The organism is Moorena producens PAL-8-15-08-1 (genome assembly GCF_001767235.1).
In the GTDB taxonomy this organism is placed as follows: domain Bacteria; phylum Cyanobacteriota; class Cyanobacteriia; order Cyanobacteriales; family Coleofasciculaceae; genus Moorena; species Moorena producens_A.
Window position 1 is genome coordinate 7539537 of the sequence record NZ_CP017599.1, and the last position, 21034, is coordinate 7560570.

General features: G+C 43.9%; 17 protein-coding genes. 8 read left to right on the top strand and 9 right to left on the bottom strand.

The window, feature by feature from the left end; translation table 11 throughout:
- Positions 1-528: 528 nt before the first annotated feature.
- The 6 genes from BJP34_RS27665 to BJP34_RS47930 form a co-directional block, all read right to left on the bottom strand.
- Positions 529-2235 carry an HlyD family efflux transporter periplasmic adaptor subunit gene (locus tag BJP34_RS27665; RefSeq protein ID WP_229424056.1) on the bottom strand — a complete coding sequence of 569 codons (1707 nt, stop codon included), beginning with the start codon at positions 2233-2235 and terminating at the stop codon, positions 529-531.
- Positions 2236-2664: 429 nt separating this feature from the next.
- Positions 2665-5643 (bottom strand): peptidase domain-containing ABC transporter, encoded by a 2979-nt coding sequence (locus BJP34_RS27670; protein WP_070395120.1) that lies wholly within the window; start codon positions 5641-5643, stop codon positions 2665-2667.
- A 461-nt stretch (positions 5644-6104) separates the two neighbouring features.
- A complete protein-coding gene (locus BJP34_RS27675; protein WP_009149356.1) occupies positions 6105-6836 on the bottom strand; it encodes a peptidylprolyl isomerase in 732 nt (243 codons plus the stop codon).
- Positions 6837-7574: 738 nt separating this feature from the next.
- Positions 7575-8471: a PEP-CTERM sorting domain-containing protein gene (locus BJP34_RS27680; RefSeq protein WP_070395121.1), complete on the bottom strand. Its 897-nt coding sequence runs from the start codon at positions 8469-8471 to the stop codon at positions 7575-7577.
- 192 nt (positions 8472-8663) lie between these two features.
- On the bottom strand, positions 8664-9146 hold the full coding sequence (locus BJP34_RS27685; RefSeq protein ID WP_070395122.1) for a hypothetical protein: 483 nt from the start codon (positions 9144-9146) through the stop codon (positions 8664-8666).
- Positions 9147-9915: 769 nt separating this feature from the next.
- A complete protein-coding gene (locus BJP34_RS47930) occupies positions 9916-10068 on the bottom strand; it encodes a hypothetical protein (RefSeq protein WP_229424057.1) in 153 nt (50 codons plus the stop codon).
- A 27-nt stretch (positions 10069-10095) separates the two neighbouring features.
- On the opposite strand from BJP34_RS47930, the gene BJP34_RS27690 reads away from it, so the two are divergent.
- Positions 10096-11553 carry a dolichyl-phosphate-mannose--protein mannosyltransferase gene (locus BJP34_RS27690; protein ID WP_070395123.1) on the top strand — a complete coding sequence of 486 codons (1458 nt, stop codon included), beginning with the start codon at positions 10096-10098 and terminating at the stop codon, positions 11551-11553.
- A gap of 303 nt (positions 11554-11856) precedes the next feature.
- Here BJP34_RS27690 and BJP34_RS49580 read toward each other — a convergent pair whose 3' ends face one another.
- The 3 genes from BJP34_RS49580 to BJP34_RS27705 form a co-directional block, all read right to left on the bottom strand.
- Positions 11857-11991, bottom strand: a complete 135-nt coding sequence (locus BJP34_RS49580; protein ID WP_267876399.1) for a hypothetical protein — start codon at positions 11989-11991, stop codon at positions 11857-11859.
- Positions 11992-12032: 41 nt separating this feature from the next.
- Positions 12033-12740 (bottom strand): choice-of-anchor E domain-containing protein, encoded by a 708-nt coding sequence (locus BJP34_RS27700; protein ID WP_070395125.1) that lies wholly within the window; start codon positions 12738-12740, stop codon positions 12033-12035.
- 362 nt (positions 12741-13102) lie between these two features.
- A complete protein-coding gene (locus tag BJP34_RS27705; RefSeq protein ID WP_070395126.1) occupies positions 13103-15532 on the bottom strand; it encodes an ATP-dependent helicase in 2430 nt (809 codons plus the stop codon).
- 216 nt (positions 15533-15748) lie between these two features.
- Here BJP34_RS27705 and BJP34_RS27710 point away from each other — a divergent pair, with 216 nt between their 5' ends.
- The 7 genes from BJP34_RS27710 to iscB all read left to right on the top strand — a co-directional run bounded on the left by BJP34_RS27710 (position 15749) and on the right by iscB (position 21025).
- Positions 15749-15949 (top strand): type II toxin-antitoxin system HicB family antitoxin, encoded by a 201-nt coding sequence (locus tag BJP34_RS27710; RefSeq protein ID WP_070395127.1) that lies wholly within the window; start codon positions 15749-15751, stop codon positions 15947-15949.
- Positions 15946-16158: a type II toxin-antitoxin system HicA family toxin gene (locus BJP34_RS27715; RefSeq protein ID WP_070395128.1), complete on the top strand. Its 213-nt coding sequence runs from the start codon at positions 15946-15948 to the stop codon at positions 16156-16158. Before BJP34_RS27710 ends, BJP34_RS27715 begins: the two co-directional genes overlap by 4 nt.
- 620 nt (positions 16159-16778) lie before the next feature.
- A complete protein-coding gene (locus BJP34_RS27720) occupies positions 16779-17153 on the top strand; it encodes a hypothetical protein (protein ID WP_149031222.1) in 375 nt (124 codons plus the stop codon).
- A 60-nt stretch (positions 17154-17213) separates the two neighbouring features.
- On the top strand, positions 17214-17369 hold the full coding sequence (locus BJP34_RS44675; RefSeq protein ID WP_158517513.1) for a hypothetical protein: 156 nt from the start codon (positions 17214-17216) through the stop codon (positions 17367-17369).
- 273 nt (positions 17370-17642) lie between these two features.
- Positions 17643-18017: a hypothetical protein gene (locus BJP34_RS27725; protein ID WP_149031223.1), complete on the top strand. Its 375-nt coding sequence runs from the start codon at positions 17643-17645 to the stop codon at positions 18015-18017.
- A 468-nt stretch (positions 18018-18485) separates the two neighbouring features.
- Entirely contained in the window at positions 18486-19280 is a 795-nt protein-coding gene (locus tag BJP34_RS27730) for an oxidoreductase (RefSeq protein ID WP_070395129.1), read from the top strand.
- A gap of 473 nt (positions 19281-19753) precedes the next feature.
- Positions 19754-21025 carry an RNA-guided endonuclease IscB gene (gene iscB, locus BJP34_RS27735; protein WP_070395130.1) on the top strand — a complete coding sequence of 424 codons (1272 nt, stop codon included), beginning with the start codon at positions 19754-19756 and terminating at the stop codon, positions 21023-21025.
- Positions 21026-21034 lie beyond the last annotated feature (9 nt).

Genomic DNA, 21034 nt, shown 5'->3' on the forward strand with positions numbered 1-21034 from the left:
GTGGTTGCCGCCAATGGCAGCAACCAACACCAAAGCGCGATTGGCTTATACCGAGTTGCATTCAAAAAGAGTAGATTGCTTGGATAGGGAGATGGGGGAGATGGGAGATGGGGAGATAGGGAGATAGGGAGATAGGGAGATAGGGAGATAGGGAGATTTTTATTTTATTAAGGGTAATTATCCTGAGCCGTCAGCTTACTTAAATAAACCTTGAACGGGAGAATTTAATAGTTCTAGAAAAGTGTGGGGATTTGCCCTTGGCCGTTGGCCACGCTACCCAAACAGCTTTGGGCAAAGGTTAGAAGCCTGTGCCACAAACTGATAGCTGATAGCTGATAGCTGATAGCTGATAGCTGATATGATAGCTGATAGCTGATAGCTGATAGCTGATAGCTGATAGCTGATAGCTGATACTGATAGCTGATACTGATAGCTGATAGCTGATAGCTGATAGCTGATAGCTGAAATAGCTGATAGCTGATAGCTGATAGCTGNATAGCTGATAGCTGATAGCTGATAGCTGATAGTTTATAGTTTATAGCTGATAGCTGATAGCTGATAGCTGAAGCTGATAGCTGATAGCTGATAGCTACGCATTTTGGTCAAGCTTTCAGTCTTATCCAAAAACATCTCGGTGAAAATACTCATCACTGTTCGCTTACGCACCCGGATATTGGCACTGATAGACATACCCGATTGCAATGGCACTTCTTTGCCATAAGCTTGAATGAACTGTTTATCCAATTCGATTTTGGCAGGGAAAGTATAGTCTTGACGCAATTCCGCAGGATCCGGTGGTAGGGCATCAGAACCAATAGATAGTACCTTCCCTTTTACATCACCAAACTCACTAAAGGGAAAAGAGTCAACTCTGACTTCGGTTTCCATACCTGCTTCCACAAACCCGATGTCTCGGTTAGTAAGATACACCTTAGCAATCAGAGAGCTACCCGGAACAATTTTTAGCACTGGCTCAGTGGTATTGGCAACAAAACCAGGAGTTGAGGGTTGCAAATCAAAGACTGTTCCATCAACAGGAGCTCGTAGTTCTTGATAGCTTAGGGTTAGTTGAGCCTGCTGCAACTGGCTATCAATTTCAGCCATCTGCTTATTGTTATCAACAATACGTTGATTTAATTGACTTATAATGCTAGCTATTTGGGTGTTTATGCTATCAATTCTTTCATTATTCTGAGCCATCAAATCCGTCAGTTCTCGTTGAGAAGAGGCAATAGTATTGAGTAGATTTGCTCTGACCCCAGCAATTTCTTTTTGCAAGCGTTGTTCTTCTTCAATCCTAGAGTTTATCTCAGTTTGGCGATTTTTGACCTCATTTTCCTGCCTCAAGAACTGAATCTTAGAAAAGCCCCCTTGTTCATACAGGGGTCTGAGATCTGCAAGAATACCCTGCTCAACACTCAGGATGTCTCTGCCATTGGCAAGTTGAATCTGATTTTGTTTGAGCTGTTCCTGTAGGGAGCCAATTCTACTCTCAAGTTCAGCGATCCGAGCGTCAAGTGCAGAAGTACCATATTGTAAACGAATTCGTTGTTCAGGGCTAAGATTAGCGCTCTTAGAACCTCCACTCAGTTGAGCGCGATAAAGTCGAATTTCTGCCAGTACCGTGTTTCGACTAGCAATCAGAGAAGGCAGTTGTGAGGACAGTTGTATGTCCAAACCTGGTGGTGGTACAGGTGGATAATTCGGATTACTAATTGCAGCTTGATAAAACTGGTTTTCTCTGATTAAGGTAGCCCGGCGTTTATTGAGAGAAGTCAGTTGAGCCTGAGTAGCCTTAGGCTCAAACGAAAGGAGCAAATCCCCTTCTTTAACCCGCTGTCCTTCCTTAATATGAATTTTTGTTACCACTCCACCCACAGGAGCTTGGACTTCTTTAACTGCACCTTGTGGCTCTAGCTTGCCCCGAGCGGGAACGGCATAGTCAATTTTGGCAAAGTAAGCCCACACCATACCAAAACTGGTTAGACTCAACAGTGCCCAGAGAATGGCATGAGACCAATGGGGCGATTGTTCTAAAATAACTGGCTGGTCGAATTCGAGGTGACTATTAGAAGCACGATGTCTGTCCCTGGTGTCTTGAGGCACTGTGGTTTTGCTCATAGTACCCACAGAAGCTAAGTTTATTTTTGGATTTCGTTTGGAACCATTGCCATTACCATTGCCATTACCATTGCCATTACCATTGCCATTACCATTGCCATTATATTGGCTCATCGTTATTAGCTCCTGCTATTCGTTAATACTTGGGTATTGGATGAATGATCAAGGATCAAAAAGAAAGAATGAAGGATAAAGGATGACGAATTAAGGATAAAAAATAAAGAATGAAGGATAAAGACTGACGACTGAGATAATTATCGGGTTTAATAATTAAATTTCGTAACTAATAAAAAAACTGACTCATTGATCATTTTTATCACTTAGTTTAGGGGGAGTTAGCCAAAACTTCTCGCTCTCAATTAAACGCTTGCTGTAAAAGCAACTACCCGATCACTAGTATTTTTTTATCCTTGAGCCTAGTCTATCCGACACCAAGGGTTAAACCAAATAGCAAATACCGAGACAATACACACTTAATCCTTCACCCTTCATCCTTAATGCTTAACCCTTCATGGTTAATCCTTCATCCTTCACCCTTCATAGCTACATTTGAGCATCTTGTTGCATGTAGAGGCAATAGTAACGACCTTTCTGAGCCATCAGTTCATCATGAGTACCTTGCTCTACTATTGAACCCCGATCCATCATCAAAATGATATCAGCGTTGCGAATGGTTCCTAGGCGGTGGGTAATGAACAATACCGTGCTTTGTTGAAAAGCTTCCGCTAGATTTAAACACACTTGCCGCTCGGTGTCATAATCGAGGGCGCTGGTGGCTTCATCTAATATCATTAACTGGGGTGATTGCAAAATCGTTCTGGCGATCGCAATACGCTGTCGTTGTCCCCCTGAAAGACCTGAACCCCTTTCACCAACGCTGCTATTGTAACCCAAAGGCAAGCTCATGATAAAATCGTGGGCTACTGCTATTTTTGCTGCCTGAATAATTTCCTCACTGTCTGCATCAGGATTGGTCAGAGCAATATTCTCTTGAACGCTGCCCTCAAACAACAGGGTTTCCTGAGGCACAATCCCAATCTGACGCCGCAGGGAATAGAGTTCGACTTTCGAGATATCGTAACCATCGACAATGATGCGACCGGACTCTGGACCATAGAGTCTAGCCAAAAGTTTGGTCATGGTACTCTTACCGGAACCACTTTGACCTACAATCCCTACAAATGAACCAGCTGGAATCTCGACGTTAATGTTATTCAGTTGCATTGGTCCACTCTTGGCAAAGCGGAAGGAGAGATTTTCATAGCGAATGTCTCCCCTGATAGAGGGCAAGGGGATATTACCCTGGTCTGCTTCAGCCACTTCTTTCGGTGTATCGACAATGTCACTGAGGCGTTCGAGAGATAGGGCTGTAGACTGGAAGTTTTGCCAAAGTTGGGCTAAACGCAGCAAGGGACTGGTAACGTAGCCCCCAATAATCCGAAAGGCAATCAACCCCCCTAAGCTTAATTGTCCATCTAGTACTAGATAGACCCCTACCCACAGCACAAGTAAACCAGAGAGTTTGTTCAAGAAGGTGCTCATAGAACTGGCGGCGGTAGAGGTTAGCACATTCTTGAAGCCTTCACTAACATAGCGCCCATATTTCTCTTGCCATTTCCAACGCGATCGCAATTCAATATTCTGGGCTTTGACGGTGGAAATACCAGATAATACCTCTACTAGATAGGATTGGGTTTGAGCATTCCGTTCTGCTTTATTGCGTAGCTGTTGCCGGACAATTGGGGAAACGATCAGGGTCAGGAGCATGAACAAAGGAATCACTGACAAAGTCACCACGGTCAGCACCCAACTAAACATGAACATGACCACGATGTAGATTATAGAAAAGACTGAATCTAACACCACGGTTAGGGCTGTCCCGGTCAAAAAGGAGCGGATATTTTCTAGCTCATTGATGCGAGTGGACAACTCCCCAACGGGTCGTTTCTCGAAATAGTTTAAGGGTAAGCGCAACAGGTGGTCGATAATCTCGGAACCAAGAGACATATCGATACGGTTGGTCGTATCTACAAACAGGTAGGTACGCAGGGTGATTAAAACCCCCTCAAAAACCGACACCACCAACAGTAAAATTCCCAGTACTTGCAAGGTATCGGTACTGTTTTGGGATATCACTTTGTCAATCAGTACCCGGATAATCAAGGGATAGGCTAGACCTAACAGTTGGACAAAGAAAGAAGCAATTAAAACTTCCGCCAATACCTTGCGGTAACGAACGATAGAAGGCCAAAACCAACTCAGACCAAACCGCTGGGTAGGGGTGTCTTTGGTAGGTTTTAACAGAAGTACCTGCCCGCCTTCTCCCCAGTTTTCTTCAAAATCCTTGGGTTTAAGCTTTTGAATTCCCAGCTGTGGCACCGCCAGCACTACTTGCCGTTCACTGGCTTCATAGAGAATAGCTAAGCTATCGTGCCACAACAGCATCGCTGGGGTCGGTAAACGTTTAATAGCGTTAGCTGGTATTGTTGCGAGTTGGGCAGTTAATCCCATCAGTTCTGCCACTGCACCACAGTGCTGAAGGGAGATTTGACCGGTGCGAGCATGCTGGTTTTTTAGCACCTTCCGTATACTATCTTTGCGGAAAGGAATTTTAAAGTACTTACTCAGCATTTGGAAACAAGCCAAGGATTCCTGCACCGCTCCTTTACCCCGTATAAAGGGGAATTTTGTAGGAGTAGTCTGGTCAGTGTAAATTGTCTCGGGAGCCTCATCCGGTCGGTCTGGAGCCTGGGGAATATCGTCTTGAGGTATACTGCGAATTGTATCGGTAGGCTCAGCCAAGGTTTCCGAGTCAGTAGCGGTAGCTTCTGAGAAAATAGCTTCTGGAATTCCCACCAAGCGCGTTGCACCATGACCATTGACCTGTAAGCTAGACAATGCTTCCGAACTCAGACAAGACCCTACTGGTAAATTGGCGGCTGCTCCTCCACTCACAAACCATACTCGATTGGGGTCGAGTTGGCTTGACATTTGCTTGCCCCGAGGTAGGTTATAAACTAAAGCGTCTGACCAGGCTAACAGGGCAAGTGCTTTGAGGTCAGTCTCTGCCTCAGCCCGACGCCCCAACTCTGTTCCCAAAAGATCAAAGATTTCCACTAGACCACAACGGGCTTTGAAGGCATCTGAGAAAGATTTTTCTGTATCTAGCAGCCCTAAGAAGTCAGCCACATTGATGGTGACACAAACCGCTTCCACCGATGCGATCGCAGTTTCACACGGTATGCCCCTGACCAAACTGACCCAGCCAATAATCGCCCCTGGTTGTAGTAATTTGAGGGTTGTGGGGGTTTGACGGCGTTGGTCATAGCCAATTAGACGGGCTTTGCCTTGGAATAAAATCGAGATTTGGCCTGGCATTTTATCCCTGACCACAATTGTCTGGCCCATGCGGTAGCGCAACAGTTGGCAACTAGTGGACAGTTTTTGCCGTGCTGCCCTTGACAATTGATTGAACGGCGAAATACCAGCTAGAAACTCTTGAATTGTTGTTGTATAGGTCATTGAGCCTCTTAGGATTTGAGATTAGTTTGCAAGAGCGTGAGATTAGTTAGCTTAAATTTAATAACAGCTTCTCATGGGGTATTTATGAGGATATGCTATAAATATTAGGTCTGTTTTTTATGTAAAGACTTTGCAGAGCACCCATGGACTGGCTTAGGGCTTCTTTCATTAAGAAATGTAACTAGTTGGCTATGCTATGATGGTGAATAGGGAAAATCTATTGAGACTAGCCTTAAACAACAAAAATTTACCCGATCACCATAGACTAATGATCATTTAGCCACGGCACAGTTTCAGGATTACCATAAATGCCTTGCATGACGGGTTTTTCGGAATCTTCTCGATCTGGCGCGAGATAATCATGCCGAGAACGACCATACCCGCCCATGTTCCCCCAAATCCGGAATCAAAGCCGCTGTCTAAGGTTTCTTGAGTTTAGTTTCATTTCTAGAGTTTTGTGGTTAATCTAGCGCTGCTAATTGCTGATTCAGTTGCTCACTGAGCCAGGTGCTGAAACATTCATTCAGCAGTCGCTGGCGCATCGAATCATCTAACTGGGCTGGCATAAACTTCTCCAAACGCACGATTAACAGCCATTCTCCCAAGCGAGTCGGTGGGAACAATTGTCCGGGTTGGCTCAGGCGAAGCATTTGGGCTAAGGCGGGGTGAGGTACGCTCAGTTCAACTGGACCGATTAATCCCCCAGTTTGAGCTTCTGGTCCTTGGGAATATTCCCTAGCTAGGTCAGCAAAAGACTCTTCTCCTTCTTGAATGCGGAAATATATTTCTTGGGCTACCCCTGGGTCTTTTGTCCGAATCAGGGAATAAATCACTCGGTCTAATTGTCCCTTCCGTTCCAGAAAATAAGATTCCAGTTTGTGACTCCAGGTTTGTTGTTTGTATTTCTCAATCAGAATACTTCGTACCGCTAGGGCTTCTAATTGAGCTGGATTCATACCACGCTGCTTTAGCCAAGCCTGTTTAGCCGTCTCGTCAATGAGCTGATTTTTTTCCAAAAACTGCTGATAGGCTTGAGCCTTCTCCTCTGGTGTGCAGCTTGCGGTAGCCACTGCCTCGTCAATGATAATCTCACGGATTAACGGTGGCAGCAATTGGTAACCAGCTAGCAGGGGAACAATTTCTTCTGCACTAATGACGCGATCGCCTATTCGTAAAACTGTAGTTGTCCCCATAAGAAATGTTTGGCTTTGTGGTAGCGCGGTTGTGGATATGATTTAGATATCGCCCACTGTATATTATAATTCCTAACTCTAAAGCTTCAACAGTACAGTTTTTGCACATTTACGAAACTTGGGTTAGGGGAAAACGCTTTCTCGGGTTTTTGCTACTGGGTAACTGACTACTGACACCACATTACTTGATGTCATTCCCAAGTTGCAGTAATGGGGTTGATTTTGCCTTGCCCACGGAGCAAATGGCTTATTGGTTGAGGCTCGGTTCTGAGCAACTGGGCTGACGGCTAATAGCTGATACCTGAGTACTCGCCACTTGGTATCACTATATATTAAGTTTTAAAAAGATTTGGGAAAGCCAAATAAATCTAATCAAAGTATCTCAAATAACAAAACCAGGATCACAGACCCTAGAGCACCGAGCTATTACAAGGGTATTACTTGTGGCGGAGATTGATTTTACCTTGGTGACTGATTAGCCGAATAGCTATCATTTCAGAATAACATAATTCTGATTTTAGAGCATGTGTAACATTGTTAGTCTGTCATTGATAATTAGTCTAAGCTAAGAGATTGTCCTGCCGTTGGGATAAGCGTGAAGCGAAACTATTGCAGAATATAAATCCGACCTGGCATTCTGTCATGATTATAATTACTGAGCAACCAAAACTCGCTGCTTATCGCTCTAGTTCATTGGTCCCTTGTCTGTATTTCATTTTTCGCGGGTTTCCCCATTAGCTAGGTCTGTGTTTTACTAGTTCCCTCACATTTTTGTTTGTGTTTGTTCAACTGACTTCTCACCCCTAAAACCCCAATGGTTAGTAACCCCAATACAGAGGTTGGTTCTGGAACTGAGGTGGGATCAGTGGGTGTTGGCACTGAGGGGGGATCAGTGGGTGTTGGCACTGAGGGGGGATCAGTGGGTGTTGGCACTGAGGGGGGATCCGGTTTTGGAACTGGGGGGGGATCAGGTATGTCGAGTCTGACTACATTGACATTATCGATTAGTACTCCTGAATCAAAGGCACCATCTCCCACATCTGTTACACCTATGGTCACAGTGTAGGTTCCAGAGGTAGCAATTTTCTGAGAGTAGGTGCTAAAACCAGTTTCATTCACAAACGGTGTCATGGAATCAGCTAATACTGAGAAGGTATCAGCCAAACCATTCAACTGACCGGAAATTCCCACAAAAGCGAAGTCATTAAAATATTCAGAACCGAAATCATCTGTGAGGAAGTTGTAATCGAAATTAAGAACATCTCCTGCAACTGCTGTAAAGGTAGTTCTGATTGCTGATCCTTCAAACACCTCCCCCTTTCCTTTGCCGATCTGATCCAGCACTGTAATGTCCAGCTCTAGAAAATTGGCTAGCTCCACGAAGTTTTCTTGTTCCTGGGGAAGGAATGTATCTAGCTGGGCATAGAAACTGCCGTCAGTAGGTTGACTACCAAAACCTGCAGTGCGCACAGAAGCACTACCCAATGTTTCCCAGCCCGTAAAATAATTTTCAAAACTACCATTAGTGATGATGGTGGCTGAGGCAGGATTAGTATCAAATAGACTGGCCACACCGATCAGGCTGACAATACCTGTTCTCAAAGAGAAGCGCTTGTAGTTTTTAAGGTCAAACATATTGATTATCTTTGTTGAGAACTAGAGATTAGTCATTGGTAGATGCTTCCCAGTTCCAAAGTGGATATTTTTTCCGAGTAGACGCTCTTAACCCATCTGACAGTCTTAGGTTGAAGACTGACCAGATTGCTGATTGGTTCCACACCTAAACTCGAAGCTGATCGTGAAAATCCGCGCATCACCTGTGGTTAATCATGCGATGATAAAATCGCCATCAACTATATCTAGATTTATATCGTTTTTATCAACATTTTTTAGGATAGCTAATGTTCTGAAGGGGGTGTACCCTTGAATCCCATCTGGATCTACTCTAATATAAGTATCTGAACCCAACTGCTCAATTGTCAACCAATCTCCAACATTGGCATCTGAATTCAAACCTTCGTTGTGAAAAAGATCCCAAAAGAAACCAGAGGTTATAACCACAACATCTTCATCGTTGGGATCGAAATCTTCAATGATGTCCATCCTCTCGGAAAAGTTACTATACCAGGTCAGATCACGATCATCATCATAACCAAGGTTGATAAAGTCACCTCCACCACCTCCGAATACAGTGTCAGCCCCCCCTTGAGCGTCGATATTATCTGGCTCTGGGGTACCTGTGAGCCAGTCCCCTTTGTCTGTGCCATGTAGTGGATTAACATTTCGTGGATTAATATCTCGGATTTTCATAAGTGTTTAGTATGTGCTAACTCTGTGGTTTTTGATTGTTTTAATCATTTCCTTTAAGTCATGAGCAGAGGCATATTTTTCTCTATTAACGAGAAAATAATAGTTACTGCTACTGAGGGTTTAGAGTGGCAGCACACCCAGGAATTACTCTCCTAAAGGAGAAAACTCTATTTTTCTCCTTGTCCATAAAAACCAGATAAATTCTAACTCATTTTTTAAGTATAAAATTGTTTTTAACACTAAAAATATTTCCCATAAACAATCTTTACTAACAGTTTAAAAATAGTGAGAGTTTGTGTTAAAAATGTGAAGAATTTGATAATAATAAGGAAAGGTCAAGTGATGATGCCTATTCTTAGTTTTTCAATCCACTTAGAGGAAAATCCGGAATACTTGTCTGAAAATTTTTCTGGTTATCTCACAAGTGTTATTACAATTGTGTAGACAAGAGGGAGGTAAGGCGCGCAAAAAAGTTAAAGGGATTAAAGGGATTAAAGGGTTAATAGCAGGAAGAGGGTTAAGAGGGGGAAGAGGGGGAAGTTATAGCACTACCCATTAAAGTTAGGACATTGATACAAGCAGCAAAACCTTGTGTAGTAAACTTTTGCCTCTTGCCCGCCCCCCTTACTAAGGGGGGTTAGGGGGGATTCCTCTTGCCCTTGCGCGTAGCGCTATATACCAATTTCATTTATTCGAGCTACAGATGCTGAGCAGGTATAAGTTACAGGTTGCAGGTGATCAGCTTACAGGTTATTAAGCTAGTGTGCATTTAATTGGCATATTTTATACTTTCGGAATTAGGGAAGGCAGACAAGGGGGATGGTTGGCAGTGTTGTCTTTCCACTCTGATCTGTCTTCCCGCTCTTCCCCCAGAAAAGTATTGCTGATCAAGGTCTCCTCTACTCCAGATTGAGTGTGCCATTCACCGATAACCCAAGCCTCGAAGGTGATGATTTTGCCAAAAAAGCCGTCTCATTCGTCTATTCCCTGGTTTAGCATTGGCATAACTGCCATTGTTTTACTGTCACTCGCCCTGCGATTTTGGGGGCTGGGTCGATTTAATCGCCTGGTATTCGATGAAGTTTACTACGCTATATTTGCCAATAACTACTTAACCGGTACTTCCTTTTTCAATCCCCATCCTCCCCTAAGTCAGTACATCATTGCCATTGGCATCTGGATTGGCTCTCATCTACCTTTTGGGCAGGATAGGGTTAACGAGCTGACTGGTTCCTTACGCTCTACCTGGAGTTACCGATGGCTGAATGCCCTGACCGGTTCTTTGATTCCGATCGTAGTGGCGGCTCTGGCTTATCAACTCAATCGACGTCGCAGCTATGCCTTGATTGCTGCTCTGTTCGCAGCTACTGATGGTTTATTCCTGGTAGAATCCCGCTATGCCCTGAACAATATATATTTAGTGATCTTGGGATTACTGGGTCAGTTGTTTTTCCTGCTGGCTCTGAATCATCAGGCTGCAAAACGCTGGCTGATGCTAATCCTATCTGGTGTGTTTTTTGGTGCTTCCGCAGCGATTAAGTGGAATGGCTTGTGGTTTTTGTTAGGGATTTATATAGTATGGGCTGTCCCTTGGGTATGGCAATTATTCAGAACTTATTTTGGCCAGAAAACCCGTACTCGCCCTATAGCATCGGGACGCCATCCATTACAGAACCTGACGGAACTGAATATCGGGCACATCCTGCTGAACTTGGTAATTTTACCAGTTGTTACTTACAGCCTGCTTTGGATTCCTCACTTACTGATGAATCCTAGCCCTGGATTCTGGGAGTCTCAAGTCAAAATTTTAACCTTCCATCAAAATGTGGGCAGTGGTACTGACGTCCATCCTTACTGTTCCCGGTGGTATACTTGGCTGTTAATGTGGCGTCCGGTTGCTTACTTCTATCAGACTGCTAGTCACACCCCTGAGGCTGTTCCCACTGACTCCCCCTTATCGGCTGGTGCGAGCAATGTAATCTATGATGTCCATGCCATGGGCAATCCTTTCCTATGGTGGCTCTCGACTACAGCTATTTTGTTGCTGCTGCTGCTGTTAACCCAACGCATCTTAGAAGGGGTGGGCTGGAAATCTATACCAACCTCCTATACCTGGATTACCCTCTATTTGATCGTAAACTACGCCGCTAACCTATTGCCCTGGACGAAAGTGACTCGCTGCACGTTTCTTTATCATTACATGGGAGCTTCAGTGTTTTCTGGATTAGCACTGGCGTGGCTAGTTGACCGCTGGCTACACAGTGAGAAAAACCAGTATCGTAGTGCTGGTTTCACTGTCATCTTGGTAGTTGTACTAGCTTTTATATTCTGGTTACCAATTTACTTAGGTCTACCCTTGTCTGAGTCAGGTTATCAGCTGCGGATGTGGTTCCGCTCCTGGATTTAGGGACAAGTTCTTACTATCACTATCAGGGTTCAGCACCTATTGATGTTTTAGATAATGAGAAGTGGCAAGTTTGTGACTATTTCTTTTCCCGGCGTTTGCTGGTAGATAATAATAACAGAAACCAAAATAGCCCTGAGCAATTTCAGAATGATATCAGGAAAAAATTAAAAATCCCAAATCATCAAGTATTCAATAATGAGTACGGGTAGAAAAGTTATATCGATGATTTTTATCAGATCATAAGACACCGAAACAGCCTGAAAATAAGTGGCTTTAAAAGCTATCACTTAAAGTATAGCAATTCTACGACTTGTGAGGTACAAATTTCTGGTTTTTAGGGAGCAGGGAGCAGGGAGCAGGGAGCAGGGAGCAGGTAAGAGGGAAAAGGGAAGAGGGAAAAGGGAAGAGGGAAGAGGTAAAAAATAATGTGTACCTCATGAGTCCTAGAAACGCTATAATTTAAAATTGGCTATTAACAATTAACAATCTTCCGCCTTTCGTTGCCATAACAGTTTTAGTCCTGCGACTAAACCTAAGCCAAGGGGAGTCGCGGGTTCTGGTACTGACTCTGGCTCTGATGGTGTGTAGTCGTAAGTAACCTGAACATCCCCAAGGGCTTTTGTTGCGATCGCATTGAGTATATTAGCAGTTCCGGTAACAATTGATATGGTTTCCGCAGAGAAGAAAAAGTCTACGGGTTCAGTGCCACCGAATGCATTAAACACGGAACCATTTGTGAACGTCTTCTCACCGGATACATTACCGGTTAGTCCGATGAATGAAACGGCAGACTCACCCTGAAAATCTAATGTGCCATCATAGGCAGCGACAACGGCTGAATCTCGTACTCTTGCTGTCTGTGTGAACAGGGTTGTATTATTTGCTCCGACCAATGTGAATAAGCCTTCCAGATTCCAAGTCAGAGTTGCTGGCTTTGCGTCTAGGCTTTCGCTTCGTGCGTCCCCTGACATTAGCCCGTTAAATTCTATGGTCACGGCATCAAGGGTACCGAGACTGGTGTCGAACGGGTTGATAACAGGTGTCAGAGGCTCGTCAGTGATATTTGTCGGCATCAGTGGCACTGATGCGGATTGAACGATCGTGGCACTTTTAGCTGCAGTAGTAGTTGCCACAATACTGGTTAAGGCAGAAACAGTAGCTACGCAAATCAGATATTTGGTTTTCATTGATGTGAAATTCAATCTTCATTTATAAATGAATCATTTTTTTTGGTGAATGGCAATTTTATTTTTGGGTATTTATGGCATTTTTATTAAAAAATAATCCGAAAATTTTCGGAGTGCTTTTTTTATGAGTTTTGGTAATTTTTCGCGCTTTTAAATCGACTATTTTTTTTTGATTATAGAAAAAATACCAAACCATATTTATGGGTATAATAAACCTCTGATAGCTTGCAGATTAACTATCTAAATTAGAGGCTTAAAAGCTGAGATAAATCCTGTTAATTACTTCCCAAATAGTCCCTGTATTTTTGTTAATCGGTAAACTTAAAGTTTAAAATTGTCAGGAATCAATTAACCATTAACCATTAATCATTAATCATTAAAGAATTTGGAAACTGAGCTTTCAATGCTGGCAATACTGGACAGGGTTTCTTCTGCTGCAAGTTATCTCCTTTACCACTAAAGGTATTCCACCGAAATGGTCCCAAATCGGCGGCGGCCATCCACAGCAACCGTTTAGCTCGGGTCATGGCTACGTACAGTAAGCGGAATTCTTCAGCAGTCTTAAGCTGTGCGGCTTGTTCCCAAGCTTCAGGTGCCATGGGTAAGGGTTTGCCGTGAAGGTGGGCACGAATTTGAGCTCTGGCTACTTCTGCTAGGGTAAATTCTCCCAAAAACTGAGCAGCAGTAGGTACCCACGGATTACCTGGAAGGGTGTCTTGATGGAGAAAGGGCAAGAAAACATAGTCCCAGTCTAATCCTTTGGCTTTGTGCATGGTGATTACAGTCAGTTGATGGGAACGCAGATAAGGGGAGTCTGTATTATCTGGGTCTACAGGTTCAAAACGTTCTGAGCTAACGATTTCCTGAAGTACTGTTAGAGTGTCACTGATAGAACTGTTGCCAAAGGTCTGTTTTGCTATCCGTTCGGCTAATTTATCTGCTGTGGCGAGCTCGGATTGGTCATAGTTTAAGGTCTGAGCCAGAAAGGAAATGAGGTGATAATTGGGGAGTTCTAGACGAGCACGTAGTAAATCACAGCAGTAGCGGCGAGCTTTGATAACTGGTTTTGTATGGGGTGGATCCAATGGACCAGGATAGAGGAATTGTTCGGGATAAGTCGATAGAGCATTGAGGTCTTGGGTGGGAATTAACTGACGTTTTACCAAGACATCTAGGGCAGCTTTTAGGTAATCCGGAGAATGGGGACGGTCGAGAAATTGCAGCAGTGTTAGGATTTGACTGGGAACGTGGGATTCGCGATCGCGTTTTTGGACATCATACACTTCAATCCCATGCTGGCGTTTGAGATACTCCAGTTGTTCCACCACAAACGTCCCTTGTCGATTCTCCCGTACTAACACAGCAGCGTTATGGTTTTGGTTTTTGGCAAATAGCTCTACTACTCGCTTTCCAATCAGCTCGACTGTGTGGTAAATGTCCTTAGGAGTGTAAAGTTCTAAGCCTCTCCCTTCTGGATTTGGGTTGGCATCCGGTTGAGGGTCATTGGCATCTACTCGACGAATGGTTTGAGGACGAAAGGGTAGCTCAGGAGATGCTTGGGTTTGGGGGATAGAGTCTGGCTGTGGTACTGTTTCGGTAGAGTTTTTGCTGCCATAAGTGCTATTGACCCAATTCACGATAAAGTTGGCAGCATCGATGATAATCTGGCTACTGCGACCCGCTTGATCCATTGTGGCTAAATGTCCTATTGCCTGACATTCTTGGCAAAACCAATTGAAGTAAATCGGGTCAGCTGGGGTAAAGGTAGAGTTAATGGCTTGATTGGGGTCTCCAACTCGGATCAGATTTGTTAAAGGTTGTTTGGTTGTTCGCGTAGCGTGGCCAATAGGCCAAGGTTGTTTGGTTGAAGGTTCAAGGTTTGGTTCGGAAGTAGCTGGCAATGTGGCTAGGGTTTGCAAGAGTCGGTATTGTAACGGTGTGGAATCCTGGGCTTCGTCTTCAAAGACGGCAAAAAATTGATTTTGCCAGAGCTGACGGATGGCATCGTTTTCTAGCACTCTCAGGGCGGCTAGAATCATGTCGTCGTAGTCGATGAATTCACGCGATCGCACTATGGTTTGATACTGTTGATACAGTCCTGCTGCGATCGCTAATATCCCATATTCATCCGTTGTCTGTTCACTCAGGTGCCACAAATCTGCTGGTAATAACCCAGAACTTTTGGCTTCATGGATAACGGTGTACGCCAGGTTAGGTAACACTTCCGTTCGCAATACGGATTGTCTGCGCAACCGTTCTGTTTCTTCTCCATCAAAGCTTCGACCTTCGAGCAAGGTCAGATACCGGCGTGGATAATTAGCAATCCACTGTTCTACACAAGCACGGATTAAGCGATGACTTTGATTTGGAGTTACTAGAGTACTACTGTCTAGATTCAATCCCGATAATTCTGGATGACGGTTAGCAATGTAGAGGGCTAAACCATGTAAGGTATAGACTACAAAGCTATTTTGTGGAACTTTAAGGGTTTTTAGGTCATCGCGGATTTTAGCTCGAATACTGGCAGCGGCAGAGCGAGTGAAGGTGACTACCAGCAATTGATATCTGCTATGGAGTTGGTAATTTGCGATCGCAATTGCTGCAGCTTTTGCCATGCCAGTAGATTTCCCAGCACCAGGAACAGCAGAAACCGCTAAGGTTCCCCCTTGCCAGTCGGCCATTGGTTGTTGTCCCCGTCTTAAACTATTGCGGAGTCGTTGTAGTTCTTGGGCACGCCAAGCTGCGAGGGGGGTTTGCCCTGAGTCTGACTTGGTATCTGTATCGTCTGACATGTTGAGATTTGCTGCAACTGACTATTTTTTGGTATTTTAATTAGCGCAGGTTGCAAATCGCTATAGCTTTTCGTTGAGGTGTATCAGCCTTATTTCAACTTTCACTGCTGACAAACCTTAGGATAGTTGACTGGCGTTAACCGCTCCAACCCAAGATTCCGAAAGATGACTCTATACTCAAAGTGTAGACAGTTCTAGTGGATCACAGTATCAGCAATGAAGATTAAAGCAGTTATTTGGCAAGAGGATGGGGTGTGGTGTGGCTCAGTTCCAGCACTACCTGGATGTCATACATGGGGCGAAAGCTACGAACACCTTATAGAAATGCTTGAAGAAGCTGTCCAGGGTTGGATTGAGGTGGCGAGCGAAAGAGAAGAGTTTGAGCCTGATAAGCAGTTAGTTGAGCTATCCCTATGAAGTCTATATCTGGCAAGACTCTCTGCAAAATTGTTGAGAAGCGAGGATGGGTTCTCAAACGAATCAATAGTAGTCATCACATTTATAGCAAGAAGGGTGTTCAAGCTATTCTCTCTATCCCTGTTCATGGTAACCGAGATTTACCGACTGGAATTTTAAGTAAGCTCATGAGGGATGCTAATCTAAGCGAAGAAGACTTGAGCAAGTGAAGTTGTGTTTACTATTGGTCAAACATCTATCTGGAACGAATAGTGCTTAGGCAGCCCCGCTATACCAAAGAAGAATTCGCTCAACGAGGCAATCATCTTGGCATTGCTGAGGGTCGGAATGAATATGAGTGGGGTGGGCATCCTGCCTGGGAATATTGATAACCGGCAAGATGCCGGTTCCACGCCTGATGCCCATTCCACAAAACTCTTCAAATCATTCCATGATTAAGCAATGCTGGGAATAAAAGGACCTAGTTTGCCCAAGCGTCATCAGTTGCAGTTGGAAGTTCTAGTAGCCTGCCTCGGTGCTAGAAGCCTACACTTAACCAATCGCGAAGTTTAGGAGCGTCACGGATACTGCTGGTGGCTCATTCAACCATTAGACCTCGCGAGTAGGGACAGATTTTCACAGGCCACTGAGAGCTTAGAGTAGCTTAATGATTATTCATAAATTGGTAAAGTAATCAGTAATAACGCAACAATAAATTAACAATTTCTGCGTTTTTTTTTTCATAAAACATGCCAAAATTACATGGGCAGTGTCAGTTCTGCTCACGATACTCTTAGCAAGGTTAACTCTAAAAGACTTCTTTCGCTTTTCACATTTTAAGGAGGAAATTATGAAGCGAGTTGCGATATTTTTGATGTCCTTGATGGCGGCACTGGTACTCATTGCTACCCCAGCTCATGCGTCGATTCAAGCAGGCATTATTAAACTGTCTTCCCCAGGCCGAGTGGTAACAGCAAATAAAGACACAAGCACATTTAAAGAAGTGTTGTTCGCAGAGCCATTTCGGGAAGGCTCAAATGTGATCGTGATTCCAATGGTTCAAACCTTTAATGGGGCAGATACCCCTGGTGTCAGGATCGCAGATGTAACCACCAAGGGCTTTAAGTTCAAAATGAACGAATTAGTTCGGGGTGGTCCAAGGCAGGCTCTGTCAGATGGAAAACATACAACCGAAACCATAGGTTGGATGGCTGTCAGTTTCTAATCGCTCTTAGGGTTTTTTTCTGACCCCTGTTGCCTGTGCTCTATCCATGGGGCACAGGCGATGTCAGTATTTGGTAGTGAACGTGTGACAAAGGCTGTTGATGAAGCAATCATTATAGCGCTACGGGCAATGGCAAAAGGCATGCATGGCTATTGGCAACAGTTTACTACAACAGCTTTTGCTGGTTGTATCAATGTCAAACACCTTAATGCGTAGTGCTATACATACTTTCTTGATTGCTCGGACCTCGGGAGTAGGGACAGATTTTCACAGGGCACTGAGATCTTAGAGTAGCTTAATGATTATTCATAAATTGGTAAACTGTACAGTAATTACGCAACAATAACTTAACAATTTCTGCGGTTTTTTTTTAAATAAAATATGCCAAAATTACATGGGCAGTGTCAGTTCTGCTCAGCATAGTTTTAGAAAGGTTAACTCTAAAAGACTTCTTTCGCTTTTTTCATTTCACATGTTAAGGAGGAAATTATGAAGCGAGTTGCGATTTTTTTCATGTCCTTGATGGCGGCACTGGTACTCATTGCTACCCCAGCTCATGCGTCGATTCAAGCAGGCATTATTGAGCTGTGTTCACCAGGCCCATTGGTAACAAAAAATAAGGACACAAGCACATTTAAAGAAGTGTTCTTCGCAGAGCCATTTCCGGAAGGCTCAGATGTGATCGTGATTCCCATGGTTCAAACCTTTAATGGAGCAGATACCCCTGGTGTCAGGATCGCAGATGTAACCACGAAGGGCTTTAAGTTCAAAATGAACGAATTAGTTCGTGGTGGTCCAAGGCAGGCTCTGTCAGATGGAGGACATACAAAAGAAACCATAGGTTGGATGGCTGTCGGTTTCTAATCGCACTTAGGGTTTTTTTCTGACCCCTGTCGCCTGTGCCTCATCCATGGGGCACAGGCGATTTCAGTATTTGGTAGTGAAAGTGTGACAAAGGCTGTTGCTAAAGCCAAGCATTACATAATTTCATGATTTATCGGAGTTGCTGGAAGTAATTGTTAAGCTAGACTCATCTGGCAAGATTATAATCATCAAACTCTATGCACTCTGAAATTGAAGATTTTACTGTTTGCGATGTTTGTGGTATTGATATCGAGCTTATGGGAAAGGAAAAAATCTACTGATAATTCAAAATGTACTTATGGTTAGCTTTCCTAGTTGCGGTACGAGTTAGTTAACATCACTTACTCTTAAAGAGATTGACCGTATTAAGCGCGATCGCAAGATATTACCAGTCACAAAATCTGTGAAGGTTGCTAGTTTCTCAGTTTAAGATTAACGAGTCCACTACACACAGGGAATTTGAAGATCATGGCAAATGGTAAATCCAAAGTCGCACTGATTACCGGGGCATCATCGGGTATGGGCAAAGAAATGGCCAAATCTCTGCTGAAGGATGGTCTGACCGTGGTAGTGGCGGCACGTAGTGTCGAGAAAATGGCTGACCTTAGAGAGTTGGGTGCTCACCCGCTGCGTATGGACATCACCGATGAGGCAAGTATCCAGGCTGCCGTGAATGAAATTCAAGATACTTATGGCAAGGTCGATGTTCTAGTCAATAATGCTGGCTTTGGATGCTATGGGACAGTGGAGGAGACCTCTATTGATGATGCCCGCTACCAGTTCGAGGTCAACATCTTCGGCCTTGCCCGACTGACCCAGTTGTTGTTACCAAAGATGCGAGAAGCTCGCTCGGGCAAGATCATTAATATTAGTTCGATGGGTGGCAAGATGTATACACCCCTGGGAGCTTGGTATCATGCCTCTAAGCACGCCCTCGAAGGTTGGTCAGACTGTCTGAGATTAGAACTGGCTGCCTTTAATATAGATGTTGTGATCATTGAACCTGGTATTATCCGAACCGCATTTGGGAATGTACTTATGGGTCCAATGCTGGAGCGGTCGGGAAATGGCCCCTATGCTAAACTGGCCAACAGTGTTGCCAAGGCCACCGAAAAATCCTACAACAGCGGTAGCGGTTCCTCTCCAAAGGTGATTACCGATATTGTCTCGAAGGCGGTTAAAGCACGCAAACCAAAAACTCGCTATGTTGCCGGTCAATTTGCAGCACCAATGATCTTCATCCGAAAGTGGTTTGGCGATTGACCGTAGGTCACGCTACGCGAACGCATTTTCGATTGGGTGATCATGAGTAGAGTAAAGTGAAATATGGTTGTTTGCTTCTCTGGCAAACTCCTAATCAGATTCCGATGAAGGTCACATGCAGAGCAAAGATAGTTTTCCCACCGAGTACTTGAACTATACTGGTCGCGACGACCTGTTAAGTGGCGGTGTGAAGGTCAATAACTCACCGTCAAATCCTTTGGATTATGACGGGAGCTTGTAAGAAGCTTATAGTTGACCAGTCTAAGTTCCTGAGAACTATGTTATTTCTAAGTGTTAATGTTCCTACCTAGGGATGCGTAGCCAGTCCCTAGCTCTAGAACCCAATCGTTAAACAGGTGTAATTGAGTTAAGCCAGTGCGACTGGGAAAGTACCGAGAAATAACCTTGACGTTCGCGAAGCGTGTGCGAAGCACTCGGCTAACCTAACCCTAGCAATAGGAGAAAACACAATTATGCGTGTCTTTGTACTCAACAAAAACCGACAACCCTTAGATCCATGTAAGCCTGCAAGAGCTAGGATTTTACTTTCGGCAGGAAAAGCAAAGGTCTATCGTCGTTACCCATTCACCATAATTTTGACGGAGGAGATAAAAAATCCAGTAACTCACGAGCATCAATTAAAAATAGATCCTGGTGCTAAAACAACTGGTTTGGCTATTATCCAAGGGCAGCGAGTTATTTGGGGCGCTGAACTTACTCACAGAGGTTTCCAAATCCGAGATAATTTAACTTCTCGTAGGCAGTTAAGGCGGTCTCGGCGAAGTCGTAAAACTCGATACCGTAAGCCCAGATTTTCAAATAGAACTAGACCGAAAGGTTGGTTAGCGCCTAGTTTGACGTCCAGAGTTCAAAATATTTTAACTTGGGTTAAAAAGTTGATTCGATTCTGTCCTGTCACCGGTATATCCCAAGAATTGGTTAGGTTCGACACTCAAAAGCTGCAAAATCCTGAAATATCTGGTATTGAGTACCAACAAGGTACACTTTACGGTTATGAACTTCGCGAATATCTACTTGAAAAATGGAATCGCAAGTGTGCTTATTGTGGGGCAACAGGTACTCAATTAGAAATTGAGCATATTAAGCCTAAATCTAGAGGTGGTTCTAATCGGGTTTCTAATTTAACTATTGCTTGTCATTCATGTAACCAGGCTAAATCCAATCAAGATATTGAACTTTTTCTGTCGAAAAAGCCTAGCCTCCTGAAACGCATACTACGTCAAGCTAAGCGTCCACTGGCTGATGCGGCTTCTGTAAATATAACCCGTTGGAAGCTATATTACGATCTCAAATCAATAGGATTACCTGTTGAAGTAGGTAGCGGTGGATTAACTAAATTCAATAGGTGCCGCCAAAGTCTTCCTAAAGCTCATTGGTTAGATGCAGCAAATGTTGGAAAAGTTGAAACATTGATTATTGAAGTAACCCTACCGTTGCTGATAACAGCCAAAGGACACGGTACTCGTCAGCTCTGTAGAACGAATAAGTATGGATTCCCTATTCGTCATTGCTCCAGAATTAAATTTCACAAAGGTTTTAAAACAGGAGATATTGTTCACGCAGTGGTAACTAAAGGAAAGAAGGTCGGCACTTACGTTGGGCGAGTAGCCACTCGAAAATCAGGATCTTTCAACATCTCAACTAAATTAGGGCTGGTGCAAGGAATCAGTCATAAATATTGTCAATTTATTCACAGAAAAGATGGTTATGCTTATGGGATTTAAACCCTGTCC